The sequence below is a fragment of the Xanthomonas sp. genome (assembly GCF_017163755.1).
Classification (GTDB): domain Bacteria; phylum Pseudomonadota; class Gammaproteobacteria; order Xanthomonadales; family Xanthomonadaceae; genus Xanthomonas_A.
In genome coordinates, this window is the sequence record NZ_JAFIWC010000015.1 from 1 (window position 1) to 13,389 (window position 13,389).

Below are 13,389 nucleotides of genomic sequence, written 5' to 3' on the forward strand. Positions count from 1 at the left end.
CGCCCACCCCCACCCACCACCACGGCAGCCCGGCCAGCAGCAGCGCGAACGCGCCGCTGGCGGCGATCAGCACGCCGGTGCCGAAGTCCGGCTGCAGCATGATCAGCGCGGTGGGGATGCCGATGATCACGCCGCTGACCAGCACCGTGGGCACGCGCGGCGGCAGCGGCACCCGGTGCAGGTACCAGGCGACCATCATCGGCAGGCTGATCTTCAGCAGTTCGGCCGGTTGCAGGTAGAACACCTTCAGGTCCAGCCACTGCCGGCCGTACTTGCCGGTGCCCAGCGCGAACACCGCCAGCAACGGCAGCATCGACAGCGCGTACACCAGCGGCGTCCACGCGCGCAGGCGCAGCGCCGACACCCGCGACAGGCCCCACATCGCCGCCGCGCCGATCGCGAAGCGCACGCCCTGCGCCATCACCAGATGGTTGCCGCCGGCGCTCTTGAGCACCGCCAGGCCGATCGCCATCAGCGCGCCCAGCGCCAGGCACAGCGGCCAGTCGAGGGTGCGGGCGAAACGGCCGCCGATGTCGGCCAGCCAGCGCAGGAAGTCCTTCATAGGTCCGCCGGGATCTCGTCGGGGATCGGCGGCGGCGCGTCCGGCACCGGCACCGTGCCGGCGGCCACTTCCACCGGGCCGACCAGCACCGGCCGCTCGCCGGCCTCCAGCGCGGCCGCGTCGCCGGCGCTGCGCGCGGCCGGGTCCTCGGCGTAGTACAGGTTGCCGCCGAACGCGGTGGCGCCGCGCAGGCTGTCCAGCGGCTCGACGCCGGGCGGCAGCCGCCCGAGCAGCCAGGCGTCGAAGATCTTGCGCGCCAGCGGCGCGGCCGAACTGGTTCCGTAGCCGCCGCCTTCCACCGCCACCGCCACCGCGATGGTCGGGTTGTCGGCAGGGGCGAAACCGACGAACAGCGCGCGGTGGCGCAGGTGCATCGGCAACGAGCGCGGGTCGACCGCCGACACGCCGCGGCGGCTGACCACCTGCGCGGTGCCGGTCTTGCCGGCCATCAGGTACGGGGCGCCGGTCGTCACCGAATAGCCGGTGCCGCCGGGCCGCATGGTGTCCATCATGCCTTCGCGCACCGCCTGCAGGTTGTCCGGCCTGTCGCTGATCGGCGTGCCCGGCGGCTGCGGCAGCGGCTGCCAGGCGCTGTCGAAGCCGGTGCGCTGCTGCATCACCAGGTGCGGGCGCCGCAACTGGCCGTTGGCGATGCCCGACACCCCGCGCACCAGCTGCAGCGGCGTCACCTTCCAGTCGCCCTGGCCGATCGCCACGTTGACCGTGTCGCCCGGGTACCAGCGCTCCTTGCGCGATTTCATCTTGTAGCCCGGCGACGGCAGGATGCCGCCGATCTCGCCGACCAGGTCGATGCCGGTCGGCTCGCCGAGGCCGTACTTGTGCATGTAGTTGTCGAAGCGGTCGATGCCCAGGTCCAGCGCCAGCTTGTAGTAGTAGGTGTTCACCGATTGCGCGATGGACTTGCGCAGGTCGGTCCAGCCGTGGCCGCCGCGGTGCGAATCGCCCCAGCCGCGGCTGACCCCGGGCAGGTAGAACATGCCGGTGGACAGCGTCCGGTCCTCGGGCCGGCGCACGCCGCTGTCCAGGCCGGCCAGGGCGATCAGCGGCTTGAGCGTGGAGCCCGGCGCCACCCCGCCCAGCACCAGGCGGTTGAACTGCGGCCGCGACGGATCGTCGTTGAGCGCCTTGAAGTCGGTATGCGAGATGCCGTTGACGAACAGGTTGGGGTCGTAGCTGGGCAGGCTGACCATCGCCAGGATCTCGCCGCTGCGCGGGTCCATCGCCACCGCCGCGCCCTGGTACTGGCCGAACGCGGCGACCATCGCGCGCTGCAGGTCGGCGTCGATCGACAGGCGCAGGTCGGCGCCGGACTGCGCCGGCACCCGGCCGACGGTGCGGATCGCGCGGCCCTGCACGTTGGTCTCGACCTGCTCGTAGCCGACCTTGCCGCGCAGGATCTCCTCGTAGTAGCGCTCCAGCCCCGACTTGCCGATATGGGTCAGCGCCGCGTTGCCCTCGCCCAGCGTCTCCAGGTCCTTCTCGTCGATGCGGCCGACGTAGCCGATGATGTGCGCGAACAGCTCGCCGTACGGGTAGTGGCGGGTCAGGTACGGCTCCAGCTCCACGCCCGGGAAGCGCCAGCGGTCCACCGCGAAGCGCGCGCGCTCCTCCTCGCTGACCCGCAGCTTCAGCGTGATCGGGCGGAAGCTGCGGCTGGCCTTGCGCGCGGCCTGGAAGCGCTCGACGTCTTCCGGCGCCAGTTCGATGATCTTGCCCAGCTCGGCCAGCATCGCGTTCATGTCGGCGACCTTGTCCGGGGTCACGTCGAGCCGGAACGCGGGCACGTTCTCGGCCAGCAGGCGGCCGTTGCGGTCGTAGATCATGCCGCGCCCGGGCACCACCGGCCGCGGCTTGATCCGGTTGGCCTCCGAGCGCGTGGCGTAGACGTCGTGGTCGAGCACCTGCAGCTTGAAATACCAGCCGGCCAGGCCGATCAGCGCGAGCAGCACGACGACGAAGCCGAGCACCGCGCGGCGCCGGAACTGTTCGGCCTCGGCATGCGGGTTCTTCGCCGGGCGGCGCGTGTGCAGGGCCATGCTACTTGCTCCGCCGGCCCAGCCGCAGCGCGTCGAGCAGCACGAACAGCGGCGGCCACAGCGCCATGCCCAGCAGCGGCGCCCACCAGTAGTTCCACGGCAGGGTCGGCTCGCCCACCGCCAGGTGCACCGCCGCGGCGACGATGCGGTCGTTGACCAGCAGCCCGCCGATCGCCAGCGCCTGCTGCGACATCGGGAAGAAGCGGATGCGCGCGCGGAAGCGTTGCAGGATGAAGCCCAGGATCACCAGCCGCAGCGCCTGCTCGCCGAGCACGCCGCCGTACAGCAGGTCGGCGCACACGCCCACGGCGAAGGCGAAACCCAGCCCGACCTTGTCCGGGGTCTCGATCACCCAGTACGCCACCACCAGCGCCAGCCAGTACGGACGCAGCGGCTGCAGCAGCAACGGCAACGGCAGCAGCCCGAGCAGCAGCGCCAGGATCACGCTGACCGGCAGCACCCAGCCTTTGTTGCGCAGGCGGCTCATTGTGGCTCCTGTGGCGTCGCCGGGACTCGGGACTGGGGACTCGGGACTCGGTCAGGCGTCGGGACCGGGGACCGGGGACCGGGGATCCGGTCAGGAACGGAGGCCCGGTCGGATACCGGGCCGGCCGCCGGCGCAGCAACGGACGCAGAACCGCGCCCTTGAGCCGGCCCATGCGTCGCATTGCTGTTGCTGCTACCGGGTCCCTGGTCCCCGGTCCCTGGTCCCGATTCTCCCGGCTGTCCCGGTCCCCGGTCCCCGGTCCCCGGTCCCGGCCGCCCCGACTGTCCGAGTCCCGAGTCCCGAGTCCCGAGTCCCGGCTTCAACAGCAACACATCCCGCCCGCGATCCAGCTTGGCCGCCGGTTTCAGCGCGCCGACCAGGAAGGCGTGGGTGTCGTCCGGGCGCAGCGCCGACACGGTGCCGACCGGAAATCCGGCCGGGAAGCGTCCGCCCAGGCCGGAGGTGACGATCTCGTCGCCGACCTGGACCCCGGCGCTGAGCGGCACGTCGCGCAGTTCCAGGGTGTCGCCGCGGCCGTAGACGATCAGGCGCACGCCGTTGCGCGCCACCGTCACCGGCACCGCGTGGTCCGGGTCGGTCAGCAGCAGCACGGTCGAATGCAGCGGGGTCACCTCGATCACCTGCCCCATCAGCCCGCCGGCGTCGATCACCGCCTGGCCGACGCGCACCCCGTCGCGGCTGCCGGCGTCGAGCACCAGCCGCTGCCGGGTCGGGTCCAGGTCGATGTCCAGGATCGGCGCCAGCTGCACGTCCAGGCCGCGGCGCTCGGCCACGCCGAGCAGTTCGCGCAGCTGCGCGTTGTCCAGCGCGGCGGTCTGCAGCCGGGTCAGGCGCGCATTGGCGATCAGCAGCTGGTTGCGCAGGTTGCGGTTCTCCTTGACCAGCTGCGCGTGGCTGGCGGCGTTCTCCTGCACCTGCGAGCCGAGCCGGCCCGGCAGCCCGGCCAGCGCCCAGACCGGCTGCACCAGCAGGTTGGCCTGGCTGCGCAGCCGCGCCAGCCAGCCGGCCTGGTCGTCGAGCACGATCAGGACCAGCGCCAGCGCCAGGTACGCCAGCAACCGCGGGGTGCTGGCGGCTTCGCCCGGGCGGGTGGTGACGGGAGGACCGGCGTAGGGAGGCACGGGCTAGAGCCGGGAAGGGGGAAGCGGGAAGGGGGAATCGGAAACCAACGGCGCGATTCCGGGTCGATCAGGCCCGGGCGCAGGCACGGCAGCGCACGCGGGGCCGGGAATATCGGTGCGGATGGGCGGTTCGACTCCCCATTCCCGAATCCCGATTCCCGGCCTGGCCATCACTCCGGCGCGAAGAACTCGTTGCCGTGCATGTCCACCAGCTCCAGCGCGCGGCCGCCGCCGCGGGCCACGCAGGTCAGCGGATCGTCGGCCACCTGCACGTGCAGGCCGGTCTCCTCGGAGATCAGCCGGTCCAGGTCGCGCAGCAGCGCGCCGCCGCCGGTCAGCACGATGCCGCGCTCGGCCACGTCGGCGCACAGCTCCGGCGGGGTCTGCTCCAGCGCCAGCTTGACCGCCGAGACGATGCCCGACAGCGGCTCGTGCAGCGCCTCGAGCACCTCGTTGGAGTTGATCTTGATCATCTTCGGCACGCCCTCGGCCAGGTTGCGCCCGGAGATCTCCATCTCCTGCACCTCGGCCTGCGGGTAGGCGCAGCCGATCTCCAGCTTGATCCGCTCGGCGGTGGCCTCGCCGATCAGCATGCCGTGGTTGCGGCGCACGTAGTTGGTGATCGACTCGTCGAAGCGGTCGCCGCCGATGCGCACCGACTGCGAATAGACGATGCCGTTGAGCGAGATCACCGCCACCTCGGTGGTACCGCCGCCGATGTCGATGACCATCGAGCCGCGCGCCTCGGTGACCGGCATGCCGGCGCCGATCGCCGCGGCCATCGGCTCCTCGATCAGGTACACGTCGCGCGCGCCGGCCTCCTCGGCCGATTCCTTGATCGCGCGGCGCTCGACCTGGGTCGAGCCGGCCGGCACGCACACCAGCACGCGCGGGCTCGGGCGCAGGAAGCGCGACTTGTGCACCTTCTTGATGAAGTGCTTCAGCATCGCCTCGGTGTAGGTGAAGTCGGCGATGACGCCGTCCTTCATCGGGCGGATGGTGGTGATGTGGCCGGGGGTGCGGCCGAGCATCTGCTTGGCCTCCGCGCCGACCGCGGCCACCGAGCGGGTGCCGCCGATCGCGCGATCCTGGCGCACCGCGACCACCGACGGTTCGTTCAACACGATTCCCTGGCCGCGCACGTAGATGAGGGTGTTGGCCGTGCCCAGGTCGATGGACAGGTCGTTGGAGAACATGCCGCGGAGTTTCTTGAACATCAGGGATTGTGTCCTGGGAAGCGCGCGCCCGCCGCCGAATGGCGAAAAAATGGGCAGAAACGAAGTCCGCTAGCCTAGCAACCCACCTGGGTGCGGGCAAGGAAAATTCTCGCTAAAACCGCACTTTCCGGCGATGAATGGGCGGCGCCGCACGCCGCGGTTCTGGCCCTGCCCGGCCGCAGCCGTTACCCTTTGCGCCGCGGCGACCCCGCAACCGCCCGCCGCCGCGCGGGATCCTCCCTCCGCCAAGGCCTGCCCGATGTCCGCACTGATCTGTGGTTCCCTCGCTTTCGACACCATCATGGTGTTCCCGGACCAGTTCAAGAACCATATCCTGCCGGACAAGGTGCACATCCTGAACGTGTCGTTCCTGGTGCCGCGGATGCGCCGCGAGTTCGGCGGCTGCGCCGGCAACATCGCCTACAACCTGCACCTGCTGGGCGGCAAGCCGATCCCGATGGGTACCGTGGGCCAGGATTTCGGGCCGTACCGCGAGCATTTCGAGTCGCTGGGCATCGACCTGTCGCAGGTGAAGGTGATCGAGGAGCTGTTCACCCCGCAGGCGTTCATCACCACCGACCACGACAACAACCAGATCACCGCGTTCCATCCCGGCGCGATGATGCGCAGCTACGAGAACCATGTGAAGGACGTGCCCGGGGTGACCCTGGGCCTGGTCGGCCCGGACGGGCGCGAGGGCATGCTGCAGAACGCCGAGGAATTCGCCGCCGGCGGCATCCCCTTCATCTTCGACCCCGGCCAGGCGATGCCGCTGTTCAACGGCCCGGAGCTGCGCCAGTTCATCGAACAGGCCGACTACGTGGTGGTCAACGACTACGAGTCCAACCTGCTGCAGGAGCGCACCGGCTGGGACGAGAAGGACATCGTGCAGCGGGTGCAGGCCTACATCACCACCCAGGGCCCGAAGGGCGCGCTGCTGCACACCCCCGAGAAGACCTACGACATCCCGCCGGCGCACGAGCGCCGGGTGGTCGACCCGACCGGCTGCGGCGACGCGTTCCGCGCCGGGCTGATCTACGGGATCATGAACGGCTACGACTGGATCACCACCGGGCGCATGGGCAACCTGATGGGAGCGCTGAAGGTCGAGCACCCCGGCACCCAGAACCAGCGCTTCGACTTCGCCGAGTTCAGCGAGCAGTTCAAGCAGCAGTTCGGGTATGCGTTGTAGGGCCGGGATCGGGAAAGCGGGCTTCGGGATTCGCAAAAGCCGGGGCCTGGCGCTGTAATTCCACGGAGAACCGCGCGGTTGAGCGGTTTTTTCGTTTGGGCCAGGGGCGGCTTGCCAGAGCCTGGCAGGGCGTGCCGCCACGGGGGCCGCGCGGTGGCCCGCCGTTTAGGCTGGGGGGCCGGCCGGGGCGGGAGGCGGAAGGTGCCGTCACGGGAAGCCGCGCTTGCCGCTGCCCGGTGCCGATCCAAGCCGGAAACGGGGAGCCGGCTCCGCTCAACGGAGGTCCGGGGCGGTAGTTGCGCGGAGAACGGCGCAGTTCGCGGGTTTTTCCCTTCCGCCGGCCCCTGGCGGATCCCCGCCCCGGAACGCCGCTCCTGCCAATCCAGGACCCTCGATCCCAAAATCCCGCCTTTTGCTGCACTGCGGTTTGAGCAGACCGCGCGATTGTGCGTCACTGATGACCTGATCCCTGCCATGGGGGTCGAGGGGTGCCGCCGTGTCGGAGTCCACAGTTGCCAACCTCTTGCACGCCGCCGCCACGGCGTCGACCGAGAGCCTCGTTGAACCTGCGCTGCTGGCGCGGATGCGCCGCTACCGCGATATCGAGCCGCTGCCGCCGGTGCTGGCGCGCTCCTGGCAGCGCTGCCTGGACGAATACGGACTGAACCCGGAGGCCACGCCGCGGCCGCTGGTACACGACGGCAGCGGGCTGCGCGAGCGCCAGCAGCGGCTGGACGAGCTGCTGCGCATCGCCAAGGTGGAGATGGAGAACCTCTACGAGCAGATCGCCGGCAGCGGCTATGCGGTGGTGTTCGCCGACGCCGAGGCCACGGTGCTGCACAGCATGCAGGACCCGACGCTGCTGCGCGAATTCCGCGAGGCCGGGCTGTTCTGCGGCGCCAGCTGGGCCGAGCGCTACCAAGGCACCAACGGCATCGGTACCTGCGTGGTGGAACGCAGCGCGGTCAACGTGCACCGCGGCGAGCACTACCTGGCCCGGCACCTGCCGCTGTCGTGCAGCGGCGCGCCGATCCTCGATCCGCACGGCCAGCTGCTCGCGGTGCTGGATGCGACCACGCCGGACGCGCGCGACACCAAGCTGGTGCAGCGCCACACCAGCGCGCTGGTGGCGATGTCGGCCGCGCAGATCGCGCGCTCGCACTTCCTCAACGAATTCCGCCACGCGTGGATCCTGCGCTTCCACAGCCGCCCGGAGTTCGCCGGCCTGCTGCACGAAGGCCTGATGGCGATCGGCGGCGACGGGCGCGTGCTGGCGGCCAACGAAGCGGCGCTGGAGCAGCTGGGCAAGGCCGACCGCAGCCTGCTGGTGGGCCGCGACATCTCGCAGGTGATGCAGCTGGACTTCGATACCGTCGAGCAGCGCGCGCGCAACGACGCCAGCACCTTGTGGTCGATCCGCTGCGCCTGCCACGGGCGCCGCTTCTTCGCCCTGGCGCAGCCGCCACGGCAGTCCACGGCCGCGGCCGGCGGCCACGCGCCGCATGCGCCGGCGGCCGCGCACGCCGACGAGGACGCGCCGCATGCGCGCGAACATGTCGGCTCGGACCCGCGCATGCGCCACAACCTGGACAATGCGCTGAAGCTGGCCGCGCACCGCGTCTCGATCCTGCTGCGCGGCGCCACCGGCACCGGCAAGGAGGAGTTCGCCAAGGCGGTGCATCGCGGCTCGCCGTGGGCCGGGCGCGCGTTCGTCGCGGTCAACTGCGCGGCGATTCCCGAGGCGCTGATCGAGAGCGAGCTGTTCGGCTACGCGCGCGGCGCGTTCACGGATGCCGCGCGCGAGGGCCGCCACGGCAAGCTGCTGCAGGCCAGCGGCGGCACCTTGTTCCTGGACGAGATCGGCGACATGCCGCTGCCGCTGCAGACCCGGCTGCTGCGCGTGCTGGAGGAGCAGAGCGTGACCCCGCTGGGCAGCGAGCGCGCGGTGCCGCTGGAGCTGCACGTGATCAGCGCCAGCCACCGCGACCTGGCGCAGATGGTGGCCGCGGGCGAGTTCCGCGAGGACCTGTACTACCGGCTCAACGGCGTGGTGCTGCACCTGCCGCCGCTGCGCGAGCGCAGCGACAAGGCCGAGCTGATCCGCACGCTGCTGCGCGAGGAAAGCGGCGAGCGCCATGTGCGCATCAGCGAGGACGCGCTGCACAAGCTGCTCAGCTACGCCTGGCCGGGCAACCTGCGCCAGCTGCGCAACGTGCTGCGCACCGCCGCGGTGCTGTGCAGCGACGGCCTGATCCGCATCTCCAACCTGCCGCAGGAGATCGTCGACGCCGGCAGCGGGCCGTGCCTGGTCGACGGCGACGCGGTCGCCGCCGACGACATGCCCGGGCGCGCCGCGCTGGACAGCGCCGAGCGCAGCGTGCTGCAGCAGCAGCTGGAACGGCACCGCTGGAACGTCAGCCGAACCGCCGACGCGCTGGGCATCAGCCGCAACACGCTGTACCGCAAGCTGCGCAAGCACGGCCTGGCGACGGCCTGACGCCGATCGCCGGAAGCCTCCTCTGTAGGAGCGGCTTCAGCCGCGACACCAAGGCGGGGAGGCTTCGGCTTCAGGATCGCGGCTGAAGCCGCTCCTACAGAAGAGCTTGCGCTGGCGCGGTGGTGCCCATTCGCGCAGCTGTTATGGGAGGGACTTCAGTTCCGACTACTGCCGATGTCCGAGGCCTTTCCGGCTTCGGTGTCGTGGCTAAAGCCGCGCCTACAGACGAGCCGGCGCCTGGCGCGGCGATGCCCATTCGCGCGGTTGTTGTGGGAGGGACTTCGGTCCCGACTGCTGCCAATGTCCGATTGCCTTTCCGGCTTCGGTGTCGCGGCTGAAGCCGCTCCTACAGAAGAGCCGGCGCTGGCGCGGCGGTGCTCATCGCGCGCTGTTGTGGAAGGGGCTTCGGTCCCGGCTGCTGCCGATGTCCGGTGCCTTTGCCGGCTTCGGGGTCGCGGCTGAAGCCGCTCCTACAGAAGAGCCGGCGCCTGGCGTGGTGGTGCCCATTCGCGGCTGTTGTGGGAGGGACTTCAGTCCCGACTGCTGCCGATGTCCGATGCCTTTTCCGGCTTCGGTGTCGCGGCCGATGGCCCGGGCCACCCGCGCTGTTCCTGGGAAAAGCCGCGGCCTGGCGCACCGGCCGTTCGCCAAGCATCGACCCGCGTTCGAAGTCCATGCCGCTGACGGCCGGCCTAGAACTGCCAGCGCAGTCCCACCTGGTACTGCCGTGGCGCGCCCGGGGCGACGAAGCGCGACGGGCCATCCTCGACCGCCGCGTCCTGCGGCCGCGCCAGTTCGCCATCGGGGAAAAGGTCCTCGGCGATCGCCGCATAGGTCTCGTAGCGGCGGTCGAACAGGTTGCTCACCCGCAGGTACAGCGTCAGCCCGTCGGCCAGCCGCCAGCTGCCGTGCGCGTCCACCAGCGCATAGCCGCCGGTGGCCAGGTCGTGGCGCTGCAGTTCCTCGCCGTCCTCCGGGTTCTCCACCAGGCCGTCCTCGTTGCCGCTGGCCACGCGCCGCGACACCGCGCGCAGGTCCGCGCCCAGCGCCAGCGCCGGCGACGCCTGCCATTCCAGCCCCAGTTTCAGCGTGTTGCGCGGCAGCCCGGCGATGCGCATGCCCGGCCGCAACGCGATGGCGCGCTCGCCGGACAGCAGTTCGCCGTCGCTGCGGTAGGTCGCGTCGAGGTAGCTGTAGCTGGCGAACCAGCGCAGCGGCCCGCTGGCGGTGCGGTAGTTCAGCTCCGCGCCCTGGTAGCGGGTACGGTCGACGTTGTCGAAATAGCCCAGCTGGGTGTTGGGCGCGCGCAGGAACAGGATGTCGTTGCGGTTGTCGGCGCGGTACAGCGAGGCGTTCATCGCCTGGGTCGGCGACGGGTTCCAGCGCAGCCCCACTTCGTAGGTGCGCGAGACGATCTGCTCCAGGCGCGGATCGGCCTGCAGCCCGGTCGGCAGCCGGCACGGCTGCTCCGGATCGGCGCAACCCAGCTCGATCGCGGTCGGCGCGCGGCTGTTCTGCGAGGCCGAGGCGAACGCGGTGACGCCGGCGCCCAGCCGCTGGGTCAGGCCCAGCGACGGGTTGGCCTTGGCGAACACGAAGCGCTCGCTCGGCCGCGCGCCGTCTTCGGCGGTGGACAGCACGTTGCTGACCTCGACCCGGTTCCAGCGCAGCGACGCGGTGACGTGGGTGGCCTGGCTCAGCTCCCAGGTGTCGCTGGCGAACACGCCCAGGGTGCTGCTGCGGCCGCTGACGCCGGAGAAGAACTCGCGCTCCTCGTCGGCATCGGCGGCGATCGAGCGGTCGTCCTGCACCCAGCCTTCCTGTTCGTACTGGCGGTACCGCACCCGGTTGCGGTCGTAGGTGGCGCCGACGCTGATCTGGTGCGCGCCGGCATGGCGGCTCAGGTTCAGCGCCACGCCCTGCGCGTGCTGGCGCATCTGCGTGGTGTTGAGCACGCCACTGTGCACGGCGTCGGCCTCGTCGCGCTCGACATCGCAATCGGCGTCCAGCGGCGTGCCGTCGTCGGCGTAGCCGCCGGCGCACTCCTCGACGAATTCCTCGTAGTCCTCGTTGATGTCGCCGTTGACCGTGTCGCGGCGGCCTTCGCGGTGGTAGGCGAGCACGTGCAGCGCGGTGTCGGCGTCGAGGCGGTGGTCCAGCTGCCAGGTCAGCAGCGTGTTGCGGTTGCGGGTGAGGTCGGGCGAGGTGTAGACCGCGCGCCGGTCGTCCTCGTACAGGCCCGGCTCGATGCCCTCGTCGGTATAGCGGCCGCTCGGCAGCAGGCCGTTGCCGATCAGCTTGCTGCGGCCGTGCAGCAGCGACAGGTCCCAGTCGGTGCGCTCGCCCTGCCGCCCGGCCTTGGCGAACAGCGTGCCCAGGCGGCCTTCGGACGCGTCGCGCCAGCCGTCCTCGTCGAAGCCGGTGACCGCGACGAAGGCATGCAGTCCGTCGGCGCCAGCGTAGCCGTAGGAGGCGTCCAGGCGCTTGCGCTCGTTGCTGCCGAACGAGACCTCGGCGCGCACCCCCGGCGCGGTGATGCCCGACTGGGTGGCGAAGGCCAGCGCGCCGCCCAGCGTGTTCGGGCCGAACAGCGGATTGGAGCCGGGCATCAGGGTGACGCTGCGGATCGCCGCCTCCGGCATCATGTCCCAGCTGACGATGTCGGCGAACGGTTCGTTCATGCGCACCCCGTCCAGGTACACCGACAGGCCTTGCGAGGCGCCGGGCAGCGCCGAGGCGCGGAAGCCGCGGAAGGTGATGTCGGCCTGGAATGGGCTGCCCTGCACCTCGTTGGTGTCCACGCCGTTGAGCTGCCGCACCATGAACTCGGTGAGGTTGCCGGCCTGCGCGCGCCCGATGTCCTCGGCGGTGGCCGACTGCACGGTGTACGGCAGCTGGTCGGCGTCGATCAGCGTGCCGGGGATCGGCGTGGCGGTGACCTCGACCCGGTCCAGCAGCGTGACCTGGGCATCGTCGGCGTTGACCGTGGTCTGCGCCGCGGCGGGCGCTGCCGCGAGCGCTGCGGCGATGGCGATGGCGATCGCCGAGGCGTTCGCCGCGGCACGCGGTGGAATTGCACGCATGTGTCCTCCTTGTCGGTACGGCATGCTGTTCAATAAAGCACGATCGACTTGATGCCCCGGCCCTCGCGCATCGAATCGAAGGCGCGGTTGATGTCCTGCAGCGGCAGCGTCTCGCTGATCAGCTCGTCGATGCGGATCTCCCCGCCCAGGTAGCGCTCGACGTAGCCGGGCAGCTCGCTGCGCCCCTTCACCCCGCCGAAGGCGCTGCCGCGCCACGCGCGCCCGGTGACCAGCTGGAACGGCCGCGTGCGGATCTCCTGGGCGCTCGGCGCCACGCCGATGATGATGCTCTGGCCCCAGCCCTTGTGGCAGCACTCCAGCGCCGCGCGCATCGCGCGCACGTCGCCGACGCACTCGAAGCTGTGGTCGGCGCCGCCGTCGGTCAGGTCCACGATCACCTGCTGCACCGGCGCGCCGTAGTCCTTCGGGTCCAGGCAGTCGGTGGCGCCCAGCGCGCGCGCCAGCTCGAACTTGTCGCGATTGATGTCGACCACGATGATGCGTTCGGCGCGCGCCATCACCGCGCCCTGCACCACCGACAGGCCGATGCCGCCCAGGCCGAACACCGCCACGCTCTCGCCCGGGCGCACGCGCGCGGTGTTGAGCACCGCGCCGATGCCGGTGGTGACGGTGCAGCCGAGCAGGCACACCTTGTCCAGCGGCGCGGCCGGGTGGATCTTGGCCACCGCGATCTCCGGCAGCACCGTGTATTCGGCGAAGGTGCTGGTGCCCATGTAGTGCAGGATCGGCCGCCCGCGCAGCGAGAAACGGCTGCTGCCGTCGGGCATCAGCCCGCGGTCCTGGCTGGCGCGGATCGCCTGGCACAGGTTGGTGCGTCCGGAGCGGCAGAACTTGCACACGCCGCACTCGGGCATGTACAGCGGGATCACGTGGTCGCCCGGGCGCACGCTGGTGACGCCGACGCCGACCTCCTCGACCACGCCGGCGCCCTCCTGGCCCAGGATCACCGGGAACGCCGCATCCGGGTCGGCCCCGGACAGGGTGCTGGCATCGCTGTGGCAGACGCCGCTGGCGACCAGCCGCACCAGCACCTCGCCCGGCTTCGGCGGCTGCAGGTCCACTTCCTCGATCGCCAGCGGCTGGTTTGCCGCCCAGGCGACCGCGGCTCGCGTCTTCATCGTCCGCCTCCCC

9 protein-coding genes are annotated in these 13,389 nt (G+C 71.0%); 2 read left to right on the plus strand and 7 right to left on the minus strand.

The window, feature by feature from the left end; translation table 11 throughout:
- From JR065_RS11330 to JR065_RS11350, 5 genes are all read right to left on the minus strand, one after another.
- A partial coding sequence (locus JR065_RS11330; RefSeq protein ID WP_206234283.1) for an FtsW/RodA/SpoVE family cell cycle protein occupies positions 1 to 562 on the minus strand: 562 nt, incomplete at its 3' end.
- A complete protein-coding gene (mrdA, locus tag JR065_RS11335; protein WP_206234285.1) occupies positions 559 to 2,619 on the minus strand; it encodes a penicillin-binding protein 2 in 2,061 nt (686 codons plus the stop codon). The genes mrdA and JR065_RS11330, both read right to left, overlap by 4 nt.
- A gap of 1 nt (position 2,620) precedes the next feature.
- Entirely contained in the window at positions 2,621 to 3,106 is a 486-nt protein-coding gene (gene mreD / locus JR065_RS11340; RefSeq protein ID WP_206234286.1) for a rod shape-determining protein MreD, read from the minus strand.
- A complete protein-coding gene (gene mreC, locus JR065_RS11345; protein ID WP_206234287.1) occupies positions 3,103 to 4,248 on the minus strand; it encodes a rod shape-determining protein MreC in 1,146 nt (381 codons plus the stop codon). Before mreC ends, mreD begins: the two co-directional genes overlap by 4 nt.
- 170 nt (positions 4,249 to 4,418) lie before the next feature.
- Positions 4,419 to 5,465, minus strand: coding sequence for a rod shape-determining protein (locus tag JR065_RS11350; RefSeq protein WP_128419354.1), 1,047 nt, complete (start codon positions 5,463 to 5,465; stop codon positions 4,419 to 4,421).
- Positions 5,466 to 5,724: 259 nt separating this feature from the next.
- On the opposite strand from JR065_RS11350, the gene JR065_RS11355 reads away from it, so the two are divergent.
- Positions 5,725 to 6,657, plus strand: a complete 933-nt coding sequence (locus JR065_RS11355; protein WP_206234288.1) for a carbohydrate kinase family protein — start codon at positions 5,725 to 5,727, stop codon at positions 6,655 to 6,657.
- 496 nt (positions 6,658 to 7,153) lie between these two features.
- On the plus strand, positions 7,154 to 9,154 hold the full coding sequence (locus JR065_RS11360; RefSeq protein ID WP_206234290.1) for a sigma 54-interacting transcriptional regulator: 2,001 nt from the start codon (positions 7,154 to 7,156) through the stop codon (positions 9,152 to 9,154).
- Between the two features lie 692 nt (positions 9,155 to 9,846).
- Here the strand turns inward: JR065_RS11360 and JR065_RS11365 are convergent.
- The gene (locus JR065_RS11365) at positions 9,847 to 12,237 is read right to left on the minus strand and encodes a TonB-dependent receptor (protein ID WP_206234291.1); all 2,391 of its coding nucleotides are present in this window, start codon (positions 12,235 to 12,237) and stop codon (positions 9,847 to 9,849) included.
- A gap of 29 nt (positions 12,238 to 12,266) precedes the next feature.
- Positions 12,267 to 13,376: an S-(hydroxymethyl)glutathione dehydrogenase/class III alcohol dehydrogenase gene (locus tag JR065_RS11370; protein ID WP_206234292.1), complete on the minus strand. Its 1,110-nt coding sequence runs from the start codon at positions 13,374 to 13,376 to the stop codon at positions 12,267 to 12,269.
- Between the last annotated feature and the right edge of the window lie 13 nt (positions 13,377 to 13,389).